The following is a 20,972-nucleotide window of genomic DNA, read 5'->3' on the forward strand; positions in this document are numbered from 1 at the left end:
AACTCGGGCGGATGGCAGGTGACAGGCGAACGGTTCAAAGCCATGGAACGAACGGCACGCTCGGTATTGTAACCGCTGATCCGCACCGACTTCGACGTGACTATTTGTATTTTTCCGGAGGAGGCACGAAACGATCGATGGCCGCCAGTTCCGTTCCCTGACTCTCATCGGCAAAGGCGTACCCGATCGCTGCGATCTGGTCGGCAGCCTTTCGCAGTGGTTCGCTGTTGTTCAGTTTCAGCTGGACGTTGTCGTAGACGCCCAGGACTTCGGCCAACCGCGGATGCGCCAGTTTCGCTTGAGCGCTTTTCAAACGCCGGGCCGCTCGATCCGCTCGTTTGGCAACCGTCAATCCGTAGGTGTCTTTGACCGTCGCGCTCGCCACGGCTCGCAAACTGCTTTCCAGATCGGCGATCATCCCGGCGACGAACATCACACGCAACCGCTCGCGACTGCTGGCGGCATTGGTCTTGCCATCGCTGCGCACGAAGTTGTGTCGCACCATGCCCTGCGACCAGGACACCATTTCGAAGTCCAGGCTACCGGTGTTGTGTCCGCCGACGTTCACCAGCTCTTCATCGCCCACGGTGTGACATCGGTAGCAGCTCTGCGCCATCAGATACAGGTTCACCGGGTTTCGCATGCCCAGCCTCACACTCTCGCGCAGACGCTGTTCGCGGTGTGCGGCCGGTTCGCTTTGCCGCGTCACATGTTCGCCCCCGTAATCGTGATGCACGTCCAGCCAGTCCCGGGCAGGCCCATGGCAGGATTCGCAGGACACCCCGGCGATCGCCGTGATCTCATGCGGATCGCTGGGATCGGCTTGTTGGGTGTAGTGACAGTCCACGCAGCGCCCGTCGTACTTGATCGATTGCACGCCCAGGCGCGCGGCGATCTGCCGGGCCTCGGGACGCCGATGCAGTTGTTCAAATGTTTGGGCGTGCGGGGTCTGCTGCCAAACGGCGACCTCCGAAGCGTGACATTTGACGCAGGTCTGCGAGCCCATCACGCGATGCGGATCCGCGGGTTCCGCCGCGCGGACCGCAGCCGCAACCCGAGTATCGAGGGTCGACTTCGACGCTTCGGCCGCATCGCTATGGACCTGGCTTGCCGCAACCGCGACGAGCACCGCAGCAGTGATCGACAGAAACGAGATTCGAAACAGAGCAAGGCGATTGCGATTCATCGGTGATCGTTACAGTCGTTAAAATGGGTTCAAGGCGACGCCTCCGGTGGAAACAGACGCCGGCCGCAGAGGTGTGTCTAAACAACTGTAGAATACGATTGGCCAGCGGCCACGGAATAAGCGTCGATCGTCACGACGACGTTCTTAAAAGCCGGCGTTTTACTGGCCGGATCGACGCGGCGAGAAACCAGGACATTGGATTCCGGATAGTACATCAGCGCATTGCCGGGGCGGATGGATTCAAAGCCGCGCGCCAGAATACCGCTCATGCGGCCCGTCTCGCTGGAGACGCTGACGCGTTGGTCGTGCCCGAGACCGAAACGTTTCAGATCCTCAGGGTGCATCAAAATCACATCGCGCCGATCCTGGTTGCGATACAGGTCTTCCTCTTCGTAGACCACGGTATTGAATTGCCCTTCGCTGCGGACGGTCATCAACCGCAATTGATGTTCGGCGGTTCCTTTCAATTCCGGCAGCTCGTGGCGGTGCATCACGGCGCGACCGTCGGGCGTACCGAAACGGGGCTGGTGAAAAGTGCGTCCGCCAATTTGAAATTCTTCGCGCGACTGTTCGAGGTCGGCGATTTTTTCGTATCCGGGTACGACCGCTCCGATCCACCGCCGGATGGTGGCCGTGTTTCGCATGTCGGCCCAATCCACCCCGCGGTCGCGATCCACAAGTCGCTGGCCCAGCGTCGCGATCACTTCCACTTCGCTGCGCGGCCCCGGCACGCGGCTCGGTCCTCCGTCGCTGACCCGGACGAAGTTGAACATGGATTCCTGAGTCGTCGCCTGCGGTTCCTCGTCTCGAGCCAAAACGGGCAGGATGATGGTTTCCTCGGCCAGTCCGTGCGCGTGGCCGGTATTCAGCGTCGTACTCATCATCACATTCATTTCCAAGTTCGACAGCGCCTCGTCGGCGTACTGCGAATCCGGATTGGATCCGTACAGATTTCCGCCCAGACAAAAGCCGACTTTGATCTCGCCGGCCTTCGCTGCGTCGATACACGCCAGCGTGTCCAGTCCGGCGGACGTCGGCAGGCGGACGTCGAATTTCGACTCGAGCGACTCGAAGATGGCTTGTTTTAATTTGGGCGTCACGCCCACCGAACCGATCCCCTGCACGTTGCTGTGACCGCGGATGGGCATCAACCCACAGCCCGGCCGGCCGAGCATGCCGCGAGCCATGGCCAGATTCGCGATCGCCTGCACGTTCTCGACCCCGTTGGCGTGGTGCGTGATCCCCATGGTCCAGGAAAACACCACGTGTTTGGCCTGAGCATACGTCTGGGCAATGGTTTCGATCTCCGCTCGGGCCACGCCGGACTTGGACTCGATCTCCTGCCAGGACAGCGTTTCGACCGCTTCGCGCCAGAGGTCGCTACCGGCGCAGTGTTGTTTGAGAAACTCGCTGTCTTCGGCCCCCATTTCCAGCGTCGCTTTGGCGATCCCCCACAGCAGCGCCAGGTCGCCACCGATGTGCGGCTGGACGTACTGGCTGGCCACCTTGGTTCCCAGTAGCAGCGAACGGGGGTCGCTGGGCACGCGGAACTTGACCAGCCCGGTTTCGACCACCGGATTGATCACGATCACCTTGCCGCCACGGCGACGCACGTTCATCAAACTGGTCATCAACCGCGGATGGTTGCTGGCCGGATTGCCGCCGATCAGAAAAACCAGGTCGGCGTGTTCGACATCCTCCAGCACGACCGTGGCCGTACCGCTGCCGACCGCCGACTGCAATCCCACGCCGCTGGCCTGGTGGCAGTAGTAGCTGCAGTTGTTGACGTTATTGGTGCCGTACAGACGGGCCATCAACTGCAGCAGAAACCCGGCTTCGTTGCTGCTGCGACCGCTGAAGTACCAGAACGTTTCGTCCGGCCGCACCGTCTGCAGTTTGTCGACGATGCGTGTGAAAGCGTCTTCCCAAGTGATCGGGCGGTAGTGGTTTTGGCCGCGCTCGTACAGCAGCGGCTGGACCAGGCGTCCGCAGTGTTCCAGTTCGCGGGGGGAAAGCGTTTGCAGTTTTTCGATGCTGTTTTCAGCCCAGAACGTCGGCGGAATCCCGGGCTGCATGTCGGCCACCATGGCCTGCAAGCTTTTCTTGCAGACTTCCGGGAACGAGCCCTGTTCGTTGACCATCCCGCCCTTTTGACCGCCCATGCCGAGGGCGCAGGTCTTACAGGCGTTGCGCGTCCGCATCGCCTTGTACAGCTTCCACACGCCGCCGGCCTCGCGGCCTTTTTTCCAGGTGTACCAGATCGCCCGGAATCCACCGCCACTGCTTACTTTCACCGTTCCGCTCCGTTTCTGCAGTCCGCTACGCAGGACTCGTTAAATGCTCTCGGCCCTATTGTGACCGATTTCGCCCGCAAAAGCGCGGAGCAGACGTCCCCGACGATCCGCGGTTCCAATTTCCTGACTCCGGCGGAATCTAGGTAGGGCCCGGAGCGGTAGAAGCCACGGAGTGGCGACATGTGGTAGCCCCAGGCGCGAGCCTGGGGTGCCGCCCCCACACCCGCGCGCCAGTCCCAGAGGGACGACACGAATCCCGGTGCCAGACTTCCTGTCGCCCTTCCAGGGCTTTTGTCCGTGGTGTTTACGTTTCCCCGGGCTCGCGTTTTGGGGCTACCACAGACAAACGCTCCGCAATTTAGGAACATTCGTTCCCCTACATTGATTCCGCCGGAGTCAGCAAATCTCAGATCTCGAATCTCGAATCTCAAAACCCTCTCTCGGCTAGGTTGGTTTCAAAGACCGCAGCACCTCTAACAGCTTCCGGGCTTGGATCGTGATGGTGGCCTGCTGGCGGACGTAGTTTCGGCCGGCCTCTTGCCAGCGCAGCCGGCCGGGTTCGTCCAGCAACGCGGCGTGCAGGCGGTCGGCCAACGCGCCGGGGTCCATCGGGGGCACCAGACATCCGGCCTGGGCTCCCGTTACCAGTTCCGAGAACGCCCCATGATCCGGCTGCACCACCGGCACGCCGGCCGCCCAGGCTTCCAAGATAAACAGGCCTTTGGGATCTTCGTATTCGGTCGGCACGCACAACAGATCCAGCTGCTGGAGAAACGCAACCTTGCCCGCCAGGTCGGGGCTGCCGTGAAACCGCACCCGTTGGCTCAAACCGACCCGCTGCAGTTTGTCTTTGAGGGCGGCGATGTACTGGGCGTGCTGGGGTCCTTCGTAGCCGGCGATGTGCAGCTCCAGCGTTTCGATGCCGCTGCGCGTCGCCAGCGAAATGAACGCCTCGACCAAGTGATGCAGACCTTTTTCCGGCGCCAGGCGAGCCAGATATCCGATTCGCGGGGGCCGCACGCCCGCGGCACCGTCTTCCTCTGGCATGCCGATCGCATCATTCGGGTCGCTTTCGTCCCGCAGGTCGCTGATCCCGAACGGTTCGGCGTCGATCGCCAGCGGCAGGACGACCAGCTTCTCGGACGGGATCTCCAGCAGTCGTCCCATCTTTTCGGCATAGAACTGGCTGTGCACGATAAAGCGGTCGACCTGCGGGACCAGGCCGCGCATCAATTCCACGGCCCGCTGACGATGCTGGTCCAACAGGTAATCCAAAAAGATATCGTCGCCCTGCAGCGTGACGCACACCGTGGCGTCGGGACATCGTTTGCGGATCTCGGGAATGGCTCCGCCGATCAGCAGATTGCTCAGCAGCACGCAGTCGGGATTGAGGTGATCGGCCAACCAGGTGGCCAAACGATGAACCTCCTCGGCCTGCCGGCCGTCGCTGCCCTCGAGCATCGAAATCGTCAGCTCACCCAGGGTCTTGGCCGGGGCGGTCGCGGTGCGGCGCGTCGCCCAGCGGAGGAACGGGGGCGCGTCGAGCCACCGTCGCACCGGCCGCGGCACCCAGCGCAGCCACGGCGCCTTTTGCAGCAGATAGATGTGAACCCCGCCGAAAAAGACCTGCGATTCGCTGACGTCCTGTTCGTCGGTGCGGATGGGCGTGTAAACGGGCAATAGCACGCAATCGACGCCCACCCGCTGCAGTTCGCGGGCGAGGGCGTTGTCGTGCATACAACTGCCGCAGTACATCCCGGCGGCACCGGCCGTTAAGTAAGCCAGTTTCATGACGTTCGAATCGCTCGTTGTGGATTATTCATAGCGTTTCTATACTCGCCTGCTCCGCCAGCTAATGAAACCCTGCCAGGAAAACGAAATGCCGGATCATCTTCCCTTAACGCCGCTCGACGAGGCCCAGCCACCCTTCTTTTGGGGAGTGGATATCGGCGGCACGAACATCAAGATCGGTTTGCTGGACGATACCGGCAAGACCGTAGCCTTCGAGCAGATCGCGACCGAGGAACCGGACGGACCGCAGGCCGCCGTGGACCGTGTGGCCGCCACGCTCCGGCGGATCGAAGGCGAGCTGCAGTTGACCGCCGAACAGGTGCCGTCGATCGGTCTGGGGGCCCCGGGCAGCATGGATCTGCCCAGCGGGATGCTGCTGGAACCGCCAAATCTACCGAATTGGTGGCAGTTTCCCATCCGCGATGCCCTGTCCCAGGCTATGGACCGCCGCGTATCCTTTATCAATGACGCCAATGCGGCGGCGTACGGAGAATTCTGGCTGGGCACCGGACGCGAGCACTCGTCGATGATCCTGCTGACCCTGGGCACCGGCGTGGGGGGCGGCATCATTGTCGATGGGGAATTGGTCAACGGAGTCAACAGTTTCGGCAGCGAGTGTGGGCACATCCTGGTCAATTCGGCTCCCGACGCCCAACTGTGCGTGTGGGGTGGCGGTCGCGGCCAGCTGGAAGCCTACGCCTCGGCCAGTGCCGTGGTCCAGCGAACGCGGGAGCGGCTGACCGCCGGAGCGAACAGCCAGTTGAGCGGTCTGCTGGGCGGCGGCGACAGCGAACTGACGGCCAAGAAAGTGTATCAGGCGGCCGAGGACGGCGACGCGCTGGCACTGGAGATCATCGACGAAACGGCTCGCTGGCTGGGCATCGGCATCACGATCCTGGTCCACACCCTGGATCCGGGCTTGGTCGTGCTGGGCGGAGCCATGGACTTCGGGGGCCGCGACTCGAAGGTCGGACGTCGGTTCCTGGAAGCCATCCGCAAGGAGTTCCGCGAGCGGACGTTCGAGAACGTGTACGAAGGCACGACCTTGGACTTTGCCACGCTGGCCGCCGCAGCCGGCTACGTCGGGGCGGCCGGCTATGCACGCCGCAAGTATCGCCCCCAACACTAGTCACCAACTTCATTCAACCAACCGGGTATAAGTGACCTCTATGCAGGTTCGCAACTTTTGCATCATCGCGCACATCGACCACGGCAAGAGCACGCTGGCCGACCGGCTGCTGGAATTTACCGGCACGGTGACCAAGCGAGAAATGAAGGAGCAATTGCTGGACGATCTGGCGCTGGAGCGCGAGCGGGGCATCACGATCAAGGCGCGGGCCGTTTCGATGCGTTACGAACATCAAGGCGAAACCTACGAGTTGAACCTGATCGATACGCCGGGCCACGTGGATTTCCAGTACGAAGTCTCGCGCTCGTTGGCCTGTTGCGAAGGCGCCCTGTTGTTGGTCGATGCCTTCCAAGGCGTCGAAGCCCAGACCGTGGCCAACGCTTACGCGGCCCTGGAACACGAATTGTCGATCATTCCGGTGATCAACAAAATCGACCTGACCCACGCTCGTCCCGACGAGGTGGCCTTCGAAATGGAACAATCCTTGGGCTGCGAACCCGACACGATCGTCAAGGTCAGCGCCAAAGCCGGCATCGGCATCGAGGACTTGCTGACGACGGTGATCGAGAAAGTCCCCAGCCCCGGCGGCTCAGCCGATGCGCCCCTGCAGGCCATGGTTTTCGATTCCAACTACGACGATTATCGCGGTGCGATCACCTACATCCGTGTGATGAACGGGACCGTCCGCAAGGGCCAGAAGATCCGCTTTCTGCGCGCGGGCAGCGAACACGAAGTCGTGGAAATGGGCCAGTTCCGCCCGCACCGCACGTCCTGTGACTCATTGCAAGCCGGCCAGGTGGGCTACCTGATCTGCAACATCAAATCGCTGAAAGACGTCCACATCGGCGACACGGTCAGCACGCCCGGCAAAGACGCCGCCCAGCCGCTGACCGGCTACTCGCGTCCCAAACGCATGGTCTACTGCGGCCTGTTTCCCAGCGACGGCCAAGATTTCTCCGAACTCCGCGACGCCCTCGGCAAACTGTCGATCAACGACCCCAGTTTCGAATTCGAACCGGAAACCAGCGATGCCCTGGGATTCGGGTTTCGCTGTGGATTCCTGGGCCTGCTGCACATGGAGATCGTCCAGCAGCGACTGGAGCACGAGTCCGACGTCGACCTGGTCCAAACCGCTCCGAACGTAACCTACGAGATCGTCGACAAGCGTGGCGAGACGCTGACGATCCACAAGCCGCAGGATGTTCCCGATCCGGGCGACATCGAAGAATTTCGCCAACCGATCGTCCGCTGCAGCATCGTGGTTCCCAACGAATACATCGGCGCGGTGATCAAACTGTGTCAGGAACGTCGCGGCATCCAGCAGGGTCAGGAGTACCTGGGCCCGACACGGGCGATGCTGGTCTACGACATCCCACTGGCCGAAGTGATCTACGACCTGCACGACCGGATCAAAAGCTCGACCCGCGGTTACGGGACGCTGGACTATGAAATGCGGGGCTACGAAGCCGCCGATCTGGTGCGGATGGACATCCTGGTCAACGGCAATCGCGTCGACGCGCTCAGCGTCGTGTGTCACCGCGCCGACGCCCAGCGGCGCGGCCGGGCGGTGGTCAAGAAACTGAAGACGGAGATCGATCGGCACATGTTCGAGGTCGCCGTGCAAGCGGCCATCGGCAGCCGCGTGATCGCCCGCGAAACCGTCTCGGCGATCCGTAAAAATGTGACCGCCAAGTGCTACGGCGGGGACATCACGCGAAAACGCAAACTGCTGCAGAAGCAAAAGGAAGGCAAGAAACGCATGAAGGCCATCGGCAGCGTGGAAATCAGCCAAAAGGCCTTCATGTCGGTGCTCAGCACGGGCGAGGAAGGTTAACCCAGCTCGACCAGCCGCCCGTCGTGGTCCGCGCTCTCGCGGCAAGCGTTCAACACGGTTTGGTTCTTCAAGGCGATTTCGGGCCAGAAATCGTCGGTCTTGCCCGCCAATACCAGCTCCGCAAACGTCCGCACCATGTTGACTTCCTGGGCGTTGGCTTCGCCGCCGGGATACTCGGTCACCGAACGGCGCGTGGGCCGATCCAGCATGTTCCAGCGACAGTTGTCGATCTCCAACACGTTCTGGTGGCCGGTCCACTCCCGCTCCGACTTGTAAGTCGGCAGGACAAAGTCATCCATCGTGACATAGCCGTCGGTGCCATTGATGGTCACCAGTTGGCTGTTTTCGGTGACGAAAGAATTGTAGAAACTGGCGCTACTGCCATCGGCAAAGAACAATTCGGCGGAGAACTCGCCGGGCACCGCTTCGGGACTCTCATCGCCTTGCAGGGCGGTCAGGCATCGGGCCGAGACCGCGGTGGGTAGTTCAAAATCCTTCACCCACAGGATCATGCGGATCGTGTACCAGCCCAGATCTCCCAGACATCCGTGAGTCTCCAGACGACTGTCGGTACGGATATTTCCGCGATTGAATTCTTCGCCACCGTGAAAGGTGAACTGCGTCGTGATCCGGCGCAGCGAACCGCAGAATTTGGCGATATCCGGCTTCATCGCGTCCAACCGACGACTGTGGCTGAACATCACGCCGTCCATGAACTGCACGCCGCCCTCGCGACAGGCGTCGATCATCTGGCGAGCTTCTTCGACGGTGTTGGCGATCGGTTTTTCACACAGTACGTGCTTGCCTGCCGCCGCGGCCTTCAGCACCCACTCCAGCCGCATCGAGGTCGGCAGCGGAATGTAGACAGCATCGACATCGTCGCGGGCGATCAAGGCCTCATAGCCTTCCACGGCCGCCGGGCGCGAGGGAGCCATCGGGACCTCCTGCGAGCATTCGTCGATGAAGCGTTCAGCACTGTCGCGGGATCGGCTGGCCACCGCCGAAACCGTGCCGTTGCCCGACAAGCGGATCGCTTTCCAGTTCTTGCGAGCGATCGCGGCCGTACTTAAAAAACCCCAGCGACAAAGCGAATCAGCCATGTGACGTTCCTGTCCTCTTTCTCAAAAAGCAAATCGTGCAAGATGCGAGTGCAAACGAGGTGGCAAGCATAACGTGCCGGATGCACCCGCTACAATCGATGGCTTGCGACTCTTTCCGTGCGGATCTGCGATTATGGACAACTCCGTCAATCCCTACGCTGCACCGGCCAGCGTGATGGCTCGCCCGATCGACGACGGCCGGCCGGCCAGCGGCCGCGTCCGGTTTTGGTTTGCGCAAAGCTTTGCGGTCATCCTGGTGGCAGGCAGCGTTCCCGCGTCGGCCCTCGCGGTGTGGGAGATCGAAACGATCATCGGCAGCGCCTTTGCGTTCTGTCCGGTGGCCATTGCGTTGATCTTCATCGCCCTGCCGCCCTCGCTTCGTCTGCTGTGGCCGATTTCGATTGCCAGTTTGGGGATCGTGGCCGGAGTGTTTTTAACGATTGTCTTCAACAGCTGGAGCCCGACCGACGCCCAAAAACCGATCGGCATCGCCACAATCGTCTGCGCCACGCTGATGCAGGGCGGCTGGGTACCGATCGCCCTGGTAGGCCTCCGCCACCGCCGTTCACAGTCTGACACAATCGACAGCAGCCCCCATCCATCTGCCGCAGTGCGATAGCGGGCGGTTACCCGCCGCCGCGCACTAGCCCACGGTTCTCGGATGCAACCTCCGATGGTGCGACACATGCCAAGATGAACCACCGCGCTAGGGAACCGGACGCTAGCGCGTTGCGGCTGATACGTTCTGTACCGCATCTGCGGCGCGTATGTTTTTACTGGTCCGCAAGGATTGCGCAGCCGGCCCCGCAGAGTTTTCCTTCTGCGAAGGATGTTCGGTTGCGGCGGGGCTGGCGGCGCGGCCGAAGGACGGTTGTAGAGAGAAATAAAACTGATTGGCCGCTCGGGAAGTGCGGCACAGCCAACGGGCACGGATTGCCTGGCAACCGCAAAGCCGATATCCGTGAAAACGACCACGCCACGACCCAGCTACCTTCGTCTGCATCGCGCCCAACACGATTCGCCCCAGACCCCGGACGGGCCGACCGACGAGATGTCGGCCTTCTGGTCGGCCTTCTCCGAAGCCACCGGATGGCGGCTGGATCGCCGCTCGCGAGGGATCGGACCACCGAAACTGTTGCCGATTCGCGAACCGGCCATCGACATCGACGATCCGCCGAAGAACCGGTCGTCGCTGACCAAACCGCAGGCGACGCACCTGGCGACCACCGCGGCCAAACTGATCGTCCGCCTGCGCGAATCCGAGCAAACGCTGCGGCGTCAGGAAGCGGAATTGGTGGCCACGGCGACGCCCTTGGCCGCGCCGGAACAGCAAGCCAATTTCGCCGATCGCCTGAACACCATCCTCCAGCAAGCCGCCGATGGGGCGAACTGCGTCGCCGCCGCCTTCTACATGCTGGACGACGATACGACGGCCCTGAAGATGCGAGCCCAAGTCGGCTTGACCGATTCGCTGCTGGCGGCCGACCCGCGTCCCCTGCGCGGCTCGCTGGCCGACCTGGAAGCCATGGTTTCGGACGTGGTCACGATAGAAGACTGCGCCGCGGCCGACGAGATCTACAACAGCCCCCTGCCGATGGCCGCCGCGATCTGTGCGGTCGTCTCCGATGGGGACGTTCCGATCGGCACGCTGTGGATCTTCAACGACACGCCCCTGTCGTTCGACGCCGCGGCGACCAGCGTCGCACAGCTGGCGGCCGGAGCCCTGGCCAGCGAGATCGCCTGCGAACGTTTCCAGCGAACCGGCCAAGACGAACAGGCGAACAACCGCAGCCTGCGAGCCGTGTCGCAGTGGCAACAGCGCCAGCTGCCGCCGGCGATGCCGCTGGCCAAAGGCTTCTTTGCCGATGGTTTGACGTACACCGACCAAGCGATCGCCTCGACTTGGCACACCTGGGACATCCTGCCCAATGGGATGCTGGCCCTGGCGGTCGCCCAGGCTCACAGCGATACGGCCGACGCCACCATGATCGCGGCCACGGCCCGAGCCGCCTTCCAAGCCCACTGCGGTTATCGGCTTTCGCCCAAACAGATCCTGCAGCGCGTCTCCGACACGCTGTGGCAGACCAATACCGGCGATCAATTGGTGTCGCTGCTGTACGCGAACATCGATCCGGAGAGCGGTGAAGGTCTGTTGGCCAACGCCGGGTCGACGCTGGCCATGGTGTTCAGCCCCTACGGCTACCGGGCCCTGACCAAGGCTTCGCAGCCGCTGTGCAGCTTTCCCGACTACCGTCCCAGTGAAACGCCGTTTCGTCTGTCGCCGGGTGAGGTTTTTTGGTCGGCCACAGGCGATATGATGGACCTGAACACCAGCGGCACCGGTCGCTGGACCCAGCAGCGGGTTTCCCAGTTCATTATGGAACGCATTGGACAAGCCGCCCATGAGGTCATTCCGGCATTCAACCGGGCGTTGTTGGAGCAGGCCGCCAGCGAAGATCGATCGGCCGCCTTTTTGTTTCGCCAGTAACCCTGGTCCTCTGCGATTCCAAGCGAACCGTGTGTGATGCACACCCCCGAACCAGCCGCCCAGCCGCTCGCCGCCCAGCCTCAAGACGCCTGCTCTTGGCGTCGTTGCGGCTGGGAAACCTGGTTGATCCTGTTGGTGTTTATCTTCTACGCCGGTGACCCCGCTCCGGCGATCAACGAAGCTCACTACCTGGTGAAAGCCAAAAACTTTTGGCAGCCCCAGTGGTGCGGCGGCGACATGTTCGTGACCAGCGGCAAAGCGCATGCGACGTTCTATGTCGTGTTCGGCTGGCTGACCCAATTGTTTTCGCTGGACACCACCGCCTGGATCGGCCGCCTGGTCGGGTGGTTGATGCTGGCCTTGGGTCTACAGCGGTTGAGCTGGGCCGTGGTGGGACGTCCTTACGCCAGCGTCATCGCGGCGTTTATCTGGCTGGCCGGCATCGAACACGGCAACCTGGCCGGCGAGTGGGTCGTCGGCGGGATCGAAGCCAAGGTCCCCGCCTATGGTCTGGTTCTGCTGGGCCTGGAACGCATGCTCCGCGACCGCTGGTCCTGGGTCTGGCCGCTGTTCGGCATGGCCGCCGCCTTTCATGTGTTGGTCGGCGGCTGGTCGGTCGTCTGCGGGATGTTGGTCTATGTGTTGGTCGGGCGCCGGGCCAGTCCACCCCGCCGGCAGATCCTGCCGCTGTTGGTCGGTGGTGCGATCGCGTTACTGGGATTATTGCCGGCCGTGTGGCTGGAACAGGGAACCACACCAGCCGATGCGGTCGCCGCGGCTCGCATCTATGTGTACCAACGCATTCCGCACCATTTGTTGCCTTCGAATTTTGCGCTTTCCTGGTACGTCCGACACGGCGTGCTGTTGGCGCTCGCCGCCACGGTGTTTGGGCTGCAGCGTTTGGACCGGCGAACCGGCATGTTGGGATGGTTTACGGTCGGCACGGTCGCCCTCGCACTGGTCGGATTGGTCATCGGCCTGTTGCCACCGTCGCATCCGGATCTGGCGGCCAGGCTGCTACGTTACTACTGGTTCCGAATGACCGATTCGATCGTTCCCCTGGCGCTGGCGCTGGCCAGCGTGCGGTTGTGGGTGGTACCCAGCCGACTGGGCGTCCCGCTGGGTCGCGTTCTGTTGATCACACTGGCGCTGGTGAGCATTCTGTTGGTGGGCCGGCATGGTCTGGAAAAACAGCTCGCCGGCTTGCCCGCGTCGTGCGATCTGCACTCTCAGGGCAACCCCGCCGACGTCACGGTGGCCCAGCGGCAACAGGTCTGTCGCGACTGGATCCGCACCTGCCAGTGGATCCGCGACAACACCGACCCGGATGCTGTGTTCCTGACGCCGCGGCACCAGCAGACGTTCAAGTGGTATGCCCACCGCGCGGAGGTCGTCAATTACAAGGACGTTCCCCAGGACGTCCCGCACCTGAAACAGTGGCAGGAGCGTTTCGAGCGCGTCTTCCCGCGTTATTTGGGACGGGTGCGAGTGACGATCCAGTACGCCGAACTGGAAGCCTTTCGCCGCGACTACGACGCCGACTACCTGGTGGTCGACCGCCGCATCGTGCCCTATGCCCTGCCGCTAAAACAGGTCTACCCCACGCCCTGGGAACCCAACCAGCACTACGCCGTGTATCGGTTGCCCTAGTGGCATAGGCTTCCAGCCTGTGAACAGTGGCATAGGCTTCCAGCCTGTGAACAGTGGCATAGGCTTCCAGCCTGTGAACAGTGGCATAGGCTTCCAGCCTGTGAACAGTGGCACAGGCTTCCAGCCTGTGAACCAACGACGCGCCGCCCCTCCGGGACTTTTGTCTGAGGGGTGCGAACCGGCGCGTCACCGGCCTGTCGAACTATTGAGCCGTTTAGGCACTAGCCTCGGTTTCGTCATCGCAAAACCGGGGCTATCGCCCAAACGGCTCACATAAGCAATACGTTTTCGAATAAATCGACCGGCGGGTCGCCCCGCCGGCAGGGGCTGTGTCGCCCTGCAGGCTGGTCCGGCGATTGCGGTCAACATAACGGATCGCCGGCCATCGAGCGGCGACGCAGCTGCAGAACTCGCTCGCTCACAGGCTGGAAGCCTATGCCACTGCTTAAACCGGCTCGAGCACCGCTTTGACGACTTCGCCGTGGTGCATCTTTTCGAAGGCCTGTTGCCACTGGTCCAGTGGCCAGACGCCGCCGAGGATCGGGCGGACGTCCAGTTGACCGCTGGCCAGCAGTGCCAGGACGCGTTCCCAGATCGCCCAGTGGTGGCTGAAGCTGCCTTGCAGCGTGACGTTCTTTTGGACCAGCGGGTCCAGGTTGAAGTTCAACGGCTGCGGTCCCCAGCCGACCTTGCTGATCCACCCGGCGGGTCGCACCAGGTCGATGGCCAATTTCAGCGTGATGCTGGCTCCGGCGGCATCGATCACGCCGTCGCACCCCAGACCGTCACGGGCGCGCGCCCAATCCGTGGCGTCGCCGACGATCCCTTCACAACCGTACTCTTTGGCGATCTGCAGCCGCTTGCGATCCGATTCCAAACCCACCAAAGCCACTTCCGCGCCGCACAGACGGGCCATCGCAGCGCAGAGGATGCCGATCGTGCCGGGGCCGAGCACCACGATGCGGTCGCCGGGTTCGATCCGGGCGTTGCGCACCGTCGCGTTATAGGCCACACAGCAGGGTTCGGTCAGGCAAGCGTGCTGCATCGCCAAACCCTCGGGCACCGCGTGCAGGATCCGTGACGGTACTCGCACCCATTTCGTCATCGCGCCGTCGACGCCGTAACCGAATCCCTTGCGACTGGGGTCCAGGTTGTAGCGGCCCTGACGCGTCATCGGATTGGCCGGGTCGATGATGGCCGCGGTCTCGCTGACCACGCGGTCGCCCACCTGCCAGGACTGCACGGCGTCGCCGACTTCGACGATGCGTCCGCCGAACTCATGGCCCAGGATGACCGGATAATTGACCGGCCAGGAATGGTCGGCGGTCCACTGATGCAGGTCGCTGCCGCAGACGCCGACGTTGGCGACTTCCAACAGCACGTCGTCGGCACCAACTTCCGGACGCGGCACGTCGCGCAGTTCCACCGAACCGGCCTGGGGTGCGTAATTGACAACCGCCGCAGCACTCATGACGACACCTCCTGGGCATGCACCGCTTCGCAGATTTTTCGCAACGATCCTTCCAGGTCACCCTCGGCCGTTTTGAACGCGTCGGCATCGATCGTCAGCGGGGCTCCCAGGACCACCAGCGGGGCGCCGTACTTGGGACAGGCGATGGCTTGTTCCAGCGACAACCCGCCCACGGCTTGGACGGGAACTTTGACGGCGTCGACCACTTCGCGGAGTTGATCCAGTGGGCTGGGCATCCGTTGGCCGCGAGCGGCGATGCCGCGGCGCTCGTCGTAGCCGATGTGGTGGATCACAAAGTCACAGCCCAGGTCCTCCAGCCGTTTCGCTCCGGCGACCATATCGCGGCAGACCATATTGTCGCCCATCACCTGGCAGCCGAAATCGGCACCGGCTTTGACCACACAACGAATCGTTTCCTCGTGGGCACGAGCCATCACGACGACGTGGGTGGCGCCGGCCTTGGCCATCATCTCGGCTTCCAGGTAGCCGCCGTCCATGGTTTTCAGGTCGGCCACGATCGGCGTTTCAGGAAAGGCTTCGCGCAGGGCGCGCACCCCGTGCAGACCTTCGGCGAGGATTAACGGCGTGCCGGCTTCCAGCCAATCCACGCCGGCGCGCATCGCCGTTTCGGCCGTCTCGAGAGCTTCTTCGATGTTGGTCAGGTCGAGCGATATTTGAACGAGTGGTCGCATGCGGTTTGCGGGGATCGTGGGGGGGGGAGTGGAAAAGGAACAGCGGCATTGTAGCAGGCTGCTTGGATGCCCGTAGCTGAACTCTCGTAGCTGAACTCGCCAGAGTTTGGGCGCTGGAGTGTAGCCTTCAGGCGATTCGAGCTTCGGCACCCGGAGCGGCCAAAGCCTGGACTCCAGCGGCCCAACAACCAAAGTCTGGCGACTTCAGCTACGGGTTGAAGGTTCGGTTTGACTTCGCTGGGTGGAGCGAAGAAACTGGGTCCAAATTGCATTCCATGCTTTTCCACGCTTTCCACATATTCGAAGGATTCGTTTCCATGCTCCGAGTTTTTGCTGGCCTTCTCCTCGCCGCGACCCTCGCTCCGCTGGGTGTTGCCGCCGATGGCGATCGCCCCAATATCCTGTACATCATGTCGGATGATCATGGCTACCAAGCCCTGTCCTGTTACGGCAGCGAGATCATCGACACGCCTCACATGGACCGGATCGCCAAGGAGGGGATGCGTTTCGACCGGGCGTTCGTGACCAACAGCATCTGCGGCCCCAGCCGCGCGGTGATGTTGACCGGCAAACACAGCCACATCAACGGCTTTACCCGCAACGGCAAGCGTTTCGACGGTTCCCAGCCGCATCTGGGCAAATACATGCGGCAGGCCGGTTACCAGACCGCCGTGATCGGCAAGTGGCATCTGGGCACCGACCCGACCGGCTTTGATTACTACCACGTCCTTCGCGGACAGGGTCCCTACTACAACCCCAACATGCTGACCAGCAACGGCCCGGTCCAGCACACCGGCTACACGACCGACATCATCACCGATGTTACGCTGAACTGGTTGAAGGAACAGCGGAACGAAGACGAACCGTTCATGTTGATCTACCAGCACAAAGCCCCGCACCGCAACTGGATGCCCGGCCCGGACCACTTGAACGATTTCGACGACGTGACAATTCCCGAACCGGACACGTTGTTCGACGACTACTCCGGCCGCACCAGCCCGGCCCGCAATCAGACCATGACGATCGCCGAACATCTCTCGCCGCACGACCTGAAACTGGTCCCCCAGCGTCGCTTGAACGAGGAACAAACCAAGGTCTGGAACGAAGCCTACGAGGAAAAGAACCGCAAGTTCCGAGAAGCGAACTTGACCGGTAAAGACTTGGTCCGTTGGAAGTACCAGCGGTACGTCAAGGATTATCTGCGCTGCGTGCAGAGCGTCGACGACAACGTCGGCCGCGTGCTGGATTACTTGGACGAGAGCGGGTTGGCCGAAAACACGATCGTCGTCTACACCTCGGACCAGGGCTGGTACCTGGGCGAACACGGTTGGTACGACAAACGCTGGATGTATGAAGAGTCCTTCCGCACGCCGCTGATGGTTCGTTGGCCCGGCAAGATCCAGCCCGGATCGACGTCCGACCAAATGGTGATGAACCTGGACTTCGCCCCGACGCTGCTCGACGCGGCCGGTTTAGAGGTCCCCGAAGACATGCAGGGCAAGTCCTTCGTGCCGGTGCTGGACGGATCGCAGGAAGGCTCCTTCCGCGATGCGGTCTACTACCACTACTACGAGTTCCCCGGACCGCACAGCGTCGCCAAACACTACGGCGTCCGCACCGATCGCTACAAATTAATTCACTTCTACGACGTCGGCACGTGGGAGCTGTTCGATCTGGAGAAGGATCCGAAGGAATTGACCAGCGTGTACGACGCCCCGCAGTACGCCGAAGTCCAAGCCGACCTCAAAGAGAAGCTGAAGGAGCTGCGTGAGCAGTATCAGGTTATCGATTAGCTACGGCGACAGGTGGCGTTTCAGCAGACCGTCGTAGGCATCGATGCGGCGGTCGCGGAGGAACGGCCAATGGGTGCGGACCAGGTCCAGCATGTCCAGCGAGCAGCGATGCACGACCGTCTCTTCCTGCTCGTGCGAAGCCTGGTGCATCAGCTCGCCGGTCGGTGCGACCACGAACGAGCCGCCCCAGAACTGCACCCGTCCCTCGACACCGACGCGGTTGGGGGCGGCGACCCACAAGCCGTTGGCGATCGCGTGGGCTCGCATCGACGTCTGCCAGGCGTTGTACTGGTTCTCGCCGTACTCCTCTTTCTCGTCATCGATCCAGCCGATCGCGGTGGGGTACAACAGGATCTCCGCTCCGGCCAGGGCGAACAGCCGCGCCGCCTCCGGGAACCACTGATCCCAGCACACGCCCACGCCCAGCTTGGCGTACCGCGTTTCGATCACGCGGAAGCCGAGATCGCCGGGCGTGAAATAGAATTTTTCGTAGTACAGCGGGTCATCGGGGATGTGCATTTTCCGGTAGATTCCGGCCGTGCTGCCGTCGGCGTCGAGGACCACGGCCGTGTTGTGGTACAGCCCCGGTGCCCGGCGTTCGAACAACGACGCTACAATCACGACTTGACGCTGCGAAGCCACTTCCGCCAACCGCTCGGTGGTCGGCCCGGGGATGCTTTCCGCCCAGTCGAACATTCGGTGGTCCTCTTCCTGGCAGGGGTAGGGACCGGTAAACAATTCCTGCAAACAAACAATTTGAGCACCGCGATCGGCCGCCTGTTCAATCCGCTCGACGGCCTTGTCGACGTTCTGCTGCTTGTTTTCGGTACAACTCATCTGCACAAGTGCGACAGAAACTTCACGAGACATGTTGGTCCTTCAGAACAGTGTGAGCCCTACTCAAATGACGCATATGGTACGCTTAGAGCCATGATTGCCACAGCACCTCCGATCCTATTCTTCACCGGTACCGATACCGACGTGGGCAAGACCTACGTCGCCGCCCTGGCGACGCGGTTGTTGGCCGGTTACGGCATGAACGTGGGCGTTTACAAACCGGTGGCCAGCGGATGTGAAATGCGCGACGGCCAGCTGTACAGCGAAGACGCCAATGAATTATGGCGGGCTGCCAAGCGTCCCCAGTCGATCGACCGGGTCTGCCCGCAGTGCTTTCAGGCCCCGCTCGCACCACCGGCCGCCGCGGCCCTGGAAAACCGCACGGTCGATGTCGAGCAGATCCTCGAAGGGGCGCGTTGGTGGTTCAAGAAATGTTCGCTGCTGATCGTCGAAGGAGCCGGCGGGTTGTTCTCGCCGCTGGCCGATGGCTACTCCAATGCCGACCTGGCCAAGGACCTCGGGGCGACGATGGTCCTGGTGGCGGAAAATCGCTTGGGCGTGATCCATCAAGTCGTCGCGACCACGCTGGCGGCGACCCACTACGGCGACGAGGGCCTGACGCTGGCGGGCGTGATCCTGAATCAACCCATGTCGCGGACCGACGTCTCGGCGGCAACCAACGCCGACGAACTGAAGAAGTATTGTTCGGTTCCCCTGCTGGGCACCATCCCCTACGGCAGCGACGCCGCCCCGATCGAAACCTGGCTGAGACGAGCGTGCTGAGGCGGCGCCGATGAACGACCCTCGCGCACCGCTGTTGCGGCTTCGGTGGTTCGGTCGCGGCTTGTTCTTGGGACTGCTGTTGGCCGGGACCGCGAACGCCGTCTCCTACTTCTTTCGCAGCGACGGCTGGGGCAGCCTGCTGGGCAATCGCCAAGCCGGCCGCGAAGCGATCGGGTTTCCGCTGGAACTGTGGCGATCGGGAACGAACTACGGCGGGTTGTTCATCGACTCCTGGGGCCTGGCCATCAATGCTCTGGCTGCCCTTGCACTGGGCACGCTGTTGGGTTTGTGGTCCGCGAGCCGGGCGCGGTGGCTGGAAACCATGCTCCGCGACTTCGAACGTCGCGAGCAGAACAAGGCGCAACAGAACTTCCAGTTCACCGTCGGCGGGCTGATGGTCGCCACGGTGCTGTCGGCGATCGTGGCCTGGACGGTCAAGGAGTTCGCCACGCGGCCGGAATCGCTATGGGTGATCTACGTGCTGGGTCCGGCGGGCTTGGTCCTCCTTGCCCTGCTGCCCCACCGCATTGCTTGGCAGCAGCGAGTCGCGATCCTGACCCCGGCCACCCTGGCGATGATCGCCGTAGCGCTGTGGATCGGGGCCTCGCTGGGCATCGAATTCGACGTCGTCTTGATGGGCATCTACATCTGCTGGGTTCCCCAGACCATGCTGGCCGCGATCGTTCTGATGAGCCACCACATGCTGCGTTACCGTCGCGAGGGAGCGTAGCTACGACGGATGCAACCTTGATAGAACTCACGGACTCGCTGGAGCCATCGGTTGGTCGCCGGCGGGGCGACAACCAGAGCCGGATCCTCCAACCGTTTCAGCAGCTCTTCGGCCGAGGCGGGACGGGCCGCAGGATCCTTCTCGAGCAGCTCCACGCACAGCGCTTCCATCGCCGGCGAGAGCGAAGGACGCAGCCGGGTCGGAGGCGGCGGCTGAAGGTGCAGGACCGCCCCCAAGACTTCGCCCACCGAGCCTTCGAAGGGCAGGTGTCCGGTCAGCAGCTCGTACATCAACACGCCCAGGGAATACAGATCCGTTCGCGCGTCGATCGTCTGCTCGCCGCGCACCTGTTCGGGCGAGCAATACGCGGGGCTGCCCATCAAGGCCGCCGTTTGCGTCATTCGCACATCGGAGGAAAGCCGGTCGCTGCGGGCCAAGCCAAAGTCGGTGATCACCGGCCGGCCGCGACGATCCAGCAAGACATTGCTGGGTTTCAGGTCGCGGTGCGTGATCCCGTGCTCGTGCATCTCCTGCAACCCCTCGACGATCCGCCGCACCAACTGGATGACGTCCGCCGGCGTCTGAGCACCTTCCAGCTCGACGAACTGAGCGAGACTCGGTCCCGGCAAAACCGGCATCGTCAGGTAGGGCTGCTGGCGGTTTTCGCCCACGTCGCAGGTACCGAAATCCAGGATCGGACACAGACTGGGATGCGACAGCCCGGCGGCCAGGCGGGCCTCGGTCTCAAACCGCTCGAGGAACACCGCGCGGTTCTGCCCCTGCAGGTCCGGCATTTTCAAGGCGATCTCACGCTCCAGTCGCTGGTCGAGCGCCCGATACACCACCCCCATCGAACCGGTCCCCAAGACTTCCAGCACCCGATAGCGATCCACCAAGGTCCCGGCAGGTAGATACTCGGCCGTTGAACGCTCCGCCGGCCAATCCGCCGGATCGGACCGCGCGGCCGGCAAGTCCGCAATCGGCTCGTCGCGGCCATTGCCAAGTTCCCCCGACTTGGTGCGACTGCGTCGCTGGACATAGCGCAAAAAACCCTCCGCCAGATCCGGGTAGGAACGCAGGATGTCCGCCTCGTCGACGGGCCGCCCCGCCGATCGACGTTGCTCGTACGCCGCGATCAAACGACGCAGGCGAGCGTGGTCCGGTTGCGACGAACTGGATTCGGACATGCGAACG

General features: G+C 62.6%; 16 protein-coding genes. 8 read left to right on the plus strand and 8 right to left on the minus strand.

Annotated elements, in window-relative coordinates; all coding sequences use genetic code 11:
• Nucleotides 1-100: 100 nt before the first annotated feature.
• From GE027_RS00975 to GE027_RS00985, 3 genes are all read right to left on the minus strand, one after another.
• Nucleotides 101-1,186: a cytochrome c family protein gene (locus GE027_RS00975; RefSeq protein ID WP_153555292.1), complete on the minus strand. Its 1,086-nt coding sequence runs from the start codon at nt 1,184-1,186 to the stop codon at nt 101-103.
• A 77-nt stretch (nt 1,187-1,263) separates the two neighbouring features.
• Nucleotides 1,264-3,480 (minus strand): FdhF/YdeP family oxidoreductase, encoded by a 2,217-nt coding sequence (locus GE027_RS00980; RefSeq protein ID WP_153555293.1) that lies wholly within the window; start codon nt 3,478-3,480, stop codon nt 1,264-1,266.
• A gap of 444 nt (nt 3,481-3,924) precedes the next feature.
• Nucleotides 3,925-5,271, minus strand: a complete 1,347-nt coding sequence (locus GE027_RS00985; protein ID WP_153555294.1) for a glycosyltransferase family 4 protein — start codon at nt 5,269-5,271, stop codon at nt 3,925-3,927.
• A gap of 88 nt (nt 5,272-5,359) precedes the next feature.
• Here GE027_RS00985 and GE027_RS00990 point away from each other — a divergent pair, with 88 nt between their 5' ends.
• On the plus strand, nt 5,360-6,400 hold the full coding sequence (locus tag GE027_RS00990) for an ROK family protein (protein WP_153555295.1): 1,041 nt from the start codon (nt 5,360-5,362) through the stop codon (nt 6,398-6,400).
• 40 nt (nt 6,401-6,440) lie between these two features.
• The gene (lepA, locus tag GE027_RS00995; protein ID WP_153555296.1) at nt 6,441-8,234 is read left to right on the plus strand and encodes a translation elongation factor 4; all 1,794 of its coding nucleotides are present in this window, start codon (nt 6,441-6,443) and stop codon (nt 8,232-8,234) included.
• On the opposite strand, the gene GE027_RS01000 is transcribed toward lepA, so the two are convergent.
• Complete coding sequence (locus GE027_RS01000) at nt 8,231-9,334, minus strand: Gfo/Idh/MocA family protein (RefSeq protein WP_153555297.1); 1,104 nt, start codon at nt 9,332-9,334, stop codon at nt 8,231-8,233. The genes lepA and GE027_RS01000 overlap by 4 nt on opposite strands.
• A gap of 133 nt (nt 9,335-9,467) precedes the next feature.
• Here GE027_RS01000 and GE027_RS01005 point away from each other — a divergent pair, with 133 nt between their 5' ends.
• From GE027_RS01005 to GE027_RS01015, 3 genes are all read left to right on the plus strand, one after another.
• On the plus strand, nt 9,468-9,953 hold the full coding sequence (locus GE027_RS01005) for a hypothetical protein (protein ID WP_153555298.1): 486 nt from the start codon (nt 9,468-9,470) through the stop codon (nt 9,951-9,953).
• 342 nt (nt 9,954-10,295) lie between these two features.
• Nucleotides 10,296-11,822: a SpoIIE family protein phosphatase gene (locus GE027_RS01010; RefSeq protein WP_153555299.1), complete on the plus strand. Its 1,527-nt coding sequence runs from the start codon at nt 10,296-10,298 to the stop codon at nt 11,820-11,822.
• Nucleotides 11,823-11,858: 36 nt separating this feature from the next.
• Nucleotides 11,859-13,472, plus strand: a complete 1,614-nt coding sequence (locus GE027_RS01015; RefSeq protein ID WP_237607149.1) for a DUF6798 domain-containing protein — start codon at nt 11,859-11,861, stop codon at nt 13,470-13,472.
• A 445-nt stretch (nt 13,473-13,917) separates the two neighbouring features.
• Here the strand turns inward: GE027_RS01015 and GE027_RS01020 are convergent, their stop codons facing one another.
• Nucleotides 13,918-14,943, minus strand: a complete 1,026-nt coding sequence (locus GE027_RS01020; RefSeq protein ID WP_153555300.1) for a zinc-binding dehydrogenase — start codon at nt 14,941-14,943, stop codon at nt 13,918-13,920.
• Nucleotides 14,940-15,635, minus strand: a complete 696-nt coding sequence (locus GE027_RS01025; protein ID WP_153555301.1) for an orotidine 5'-phosphate decarboxylase / HUMPS family protein — start codon at nt 15,633-15,635, stop codon at nt 14,940-14,942. Before GE027_RS01025 ends, GE027_RS01020 begins: the two co-directional genes overlap by 4 nt.
• A gap of 317 nt (nt 15,636-15,952) precedes the next feature.
• Here GE027_RS01025 and GE027_RS01030 point away from each other — a divergent pair, with 317 nt between their 5' ends.
• Entirely contained in the window at nt 15,953-17,428 is a 1,476-nt protein-coding gene (locus tag GE027_RS01030; RefSeq protein ID WP_153555302.1) for a sulfatase family protein, read from the plus strand.
• Here the strand turns inward: GE027_RS01030 and GE027_RS01035 are convergent, their stop codons facing one another.
• Nucleotides 17,429-18,298, minus strand: coding sequence for a carbon-nitrogen hydrolase (locus GE027_RS01035; RefSeq protein WP_153555303.1), 870 nt, complete (start codon nt 18,296-18,298; stop codon nt 17,429-17,431).
• 60 nt (nt 18,299-18,358) lie between these two features.
• On the opposite strand from GE027_RS01035, the gene bioD reads away from it, so the two are divergent.
• Both bioD and GE027_RS01045 read left to right on the plus strand, forming a co-directional pair.
• A complete protein-coding gene (gene bioD / locus GE027_RS01040; RefSeq protein WP_237607150.1) occupies nt 18,359-19,048 on the plus strand; it encodes a dethiobiotin synthase in 690 nt (229 codons plus the stop codon).
• A gap of 10 nt (nt 19,049-19,058) precedes the next feature.
• Nucleotides 19,059-19,778, plus strand: coding sequence for a hypothetical protein (locus GE027_RS01045; protein WP_153555304.1), 720 nt, complete (start codon nt 19,059-19,061; stop codon nt 19,776-19,778).
• Here GE027_RS01045 and GE027_RS01050 read toward each other — a convergent pair.
• Nucleotides 19,757-20,965: a serine/threonine-protein kinase gene (locus tag GE027_RS01050; RefSeq protein WP_153555305.1), complete on the minus strand. Its 1,209-nt coding sequence runs from the start codon at nt 20,963-20,965 to the stop codon at nt 19,757-19,759. The genes GE027_RS01045 and GE027_RS01050 overlap by 22 nt on opposite strands.
• Nucleotides 20,966-20,972: the final 7 nt, after the last annotated feature.

Source organism: Roseimaritima sediminicola (genome assembly GCF_009618275.1).
Classification (GTDB): domain Bacteria; phylum Planctomycetota; class Planctomycetia; order Pirellulales; family Pirellulaceae; genus Roseimaritima; species Roseimaritima sediminicola.

Bases quoted from the DNA above. Each gene is read 5' to 3' on its own strand.
- GE027_RS01025 (WP_153555301.1), bottom strand. From the start codon at position 15,635: ATGCGACCACTCGTTCAAATATCGCTCGACCTGACCAACATCGAAGAA.
- GE027_RS00985 (WP_153555294.1), bottom strand. From the start codon at position 5,271: ATGAAACTGGCTTACTTAACGGCCGGTGCCGCCGGGATGTACTGCGGC.
- GE027_RS00990 (WP_153555295.1), top strand. From the start codon at position 5,360: ATGCCGGATCATCTTCCCTTAACGCCGCTCGACGAGGCCCAGCCACCC.
- lepA (WP_153555296.1), top strand. From the start codon at position 6,441: ATGCAGGTTCGCAACTTTTGCATCATCGCGCACATCGACCACGGCAAG.
- GE027_RS01020 (WP_153555300.1), bottom strand. From the start codon at position 14,943: ATGAGTGCTGCGGCGGTTGTCAATTACGCACCCCAGGCCGGTTCGGTG.
- GE027_RS01030 (WP_153555302.1), top strand. From the start codon at position 15,953: ATGCTCCGAGTTTTTGCTGGCCTTCTCCTCGCCGCGACCCTCGCTCCG.
- GE027_RS01050 (WP_153555305.1), bottom strand. From the start codon at position 20,965: ATGTCCGAATCCAGTTCGTCGCAACCGGACCACGCTCGCCTGCGTCGT.
- GE027_RS01005 (WP_153555298.1), top strand. From the start codon at position 9,468: ATGGACAACTCCGTCAATCCCTACGCTGCACCGGCCAGCGTGATGGCT.
- GE027_RS00975 (WP_153555292.1), bottom strand. From the start codon at position 1,186: ATGAATCGCAATCGCCTTGCTCTGTTTCGAATCTCGTTTCTGTCGATC.
- GE027_RS01000 (WP_153555297.1), bottom strand. From the start codon at position 9,334: ATGGCTGATTCGCTTTGTCGCTGGGGTTTTTTAAGTACGGCCGCGATC.
- GE027_RS01045 (WP_153555304.1), top strand. From the start codon at position 19,059: ATGAACGACCCTCGCGCACCGCTGTTGCGGCTTCGGTGGTTCGGTCGC.
- bioD (WP_237607150.1), top strand. From the start codon at position 18,359: ATGATTGCCACAGCACCTCCGATCCTATTCTTCACCGGTACCGATACC.
- GE027_RS01015 (WP_237607149.1), top strand. From the start codon at position 11,859: ATGCACACCCCCGAACCAGCCGCCCAGCCGCTCGCCGCCCAGCCTCAA.
- GE027_RS01035 (WP_153555303.1), bottom strand. From the start codon at position 18,298: ATGTCTCGTGAAGTTTCTGTCGCACTTGTGCAGATGAGTTGTACCGAA.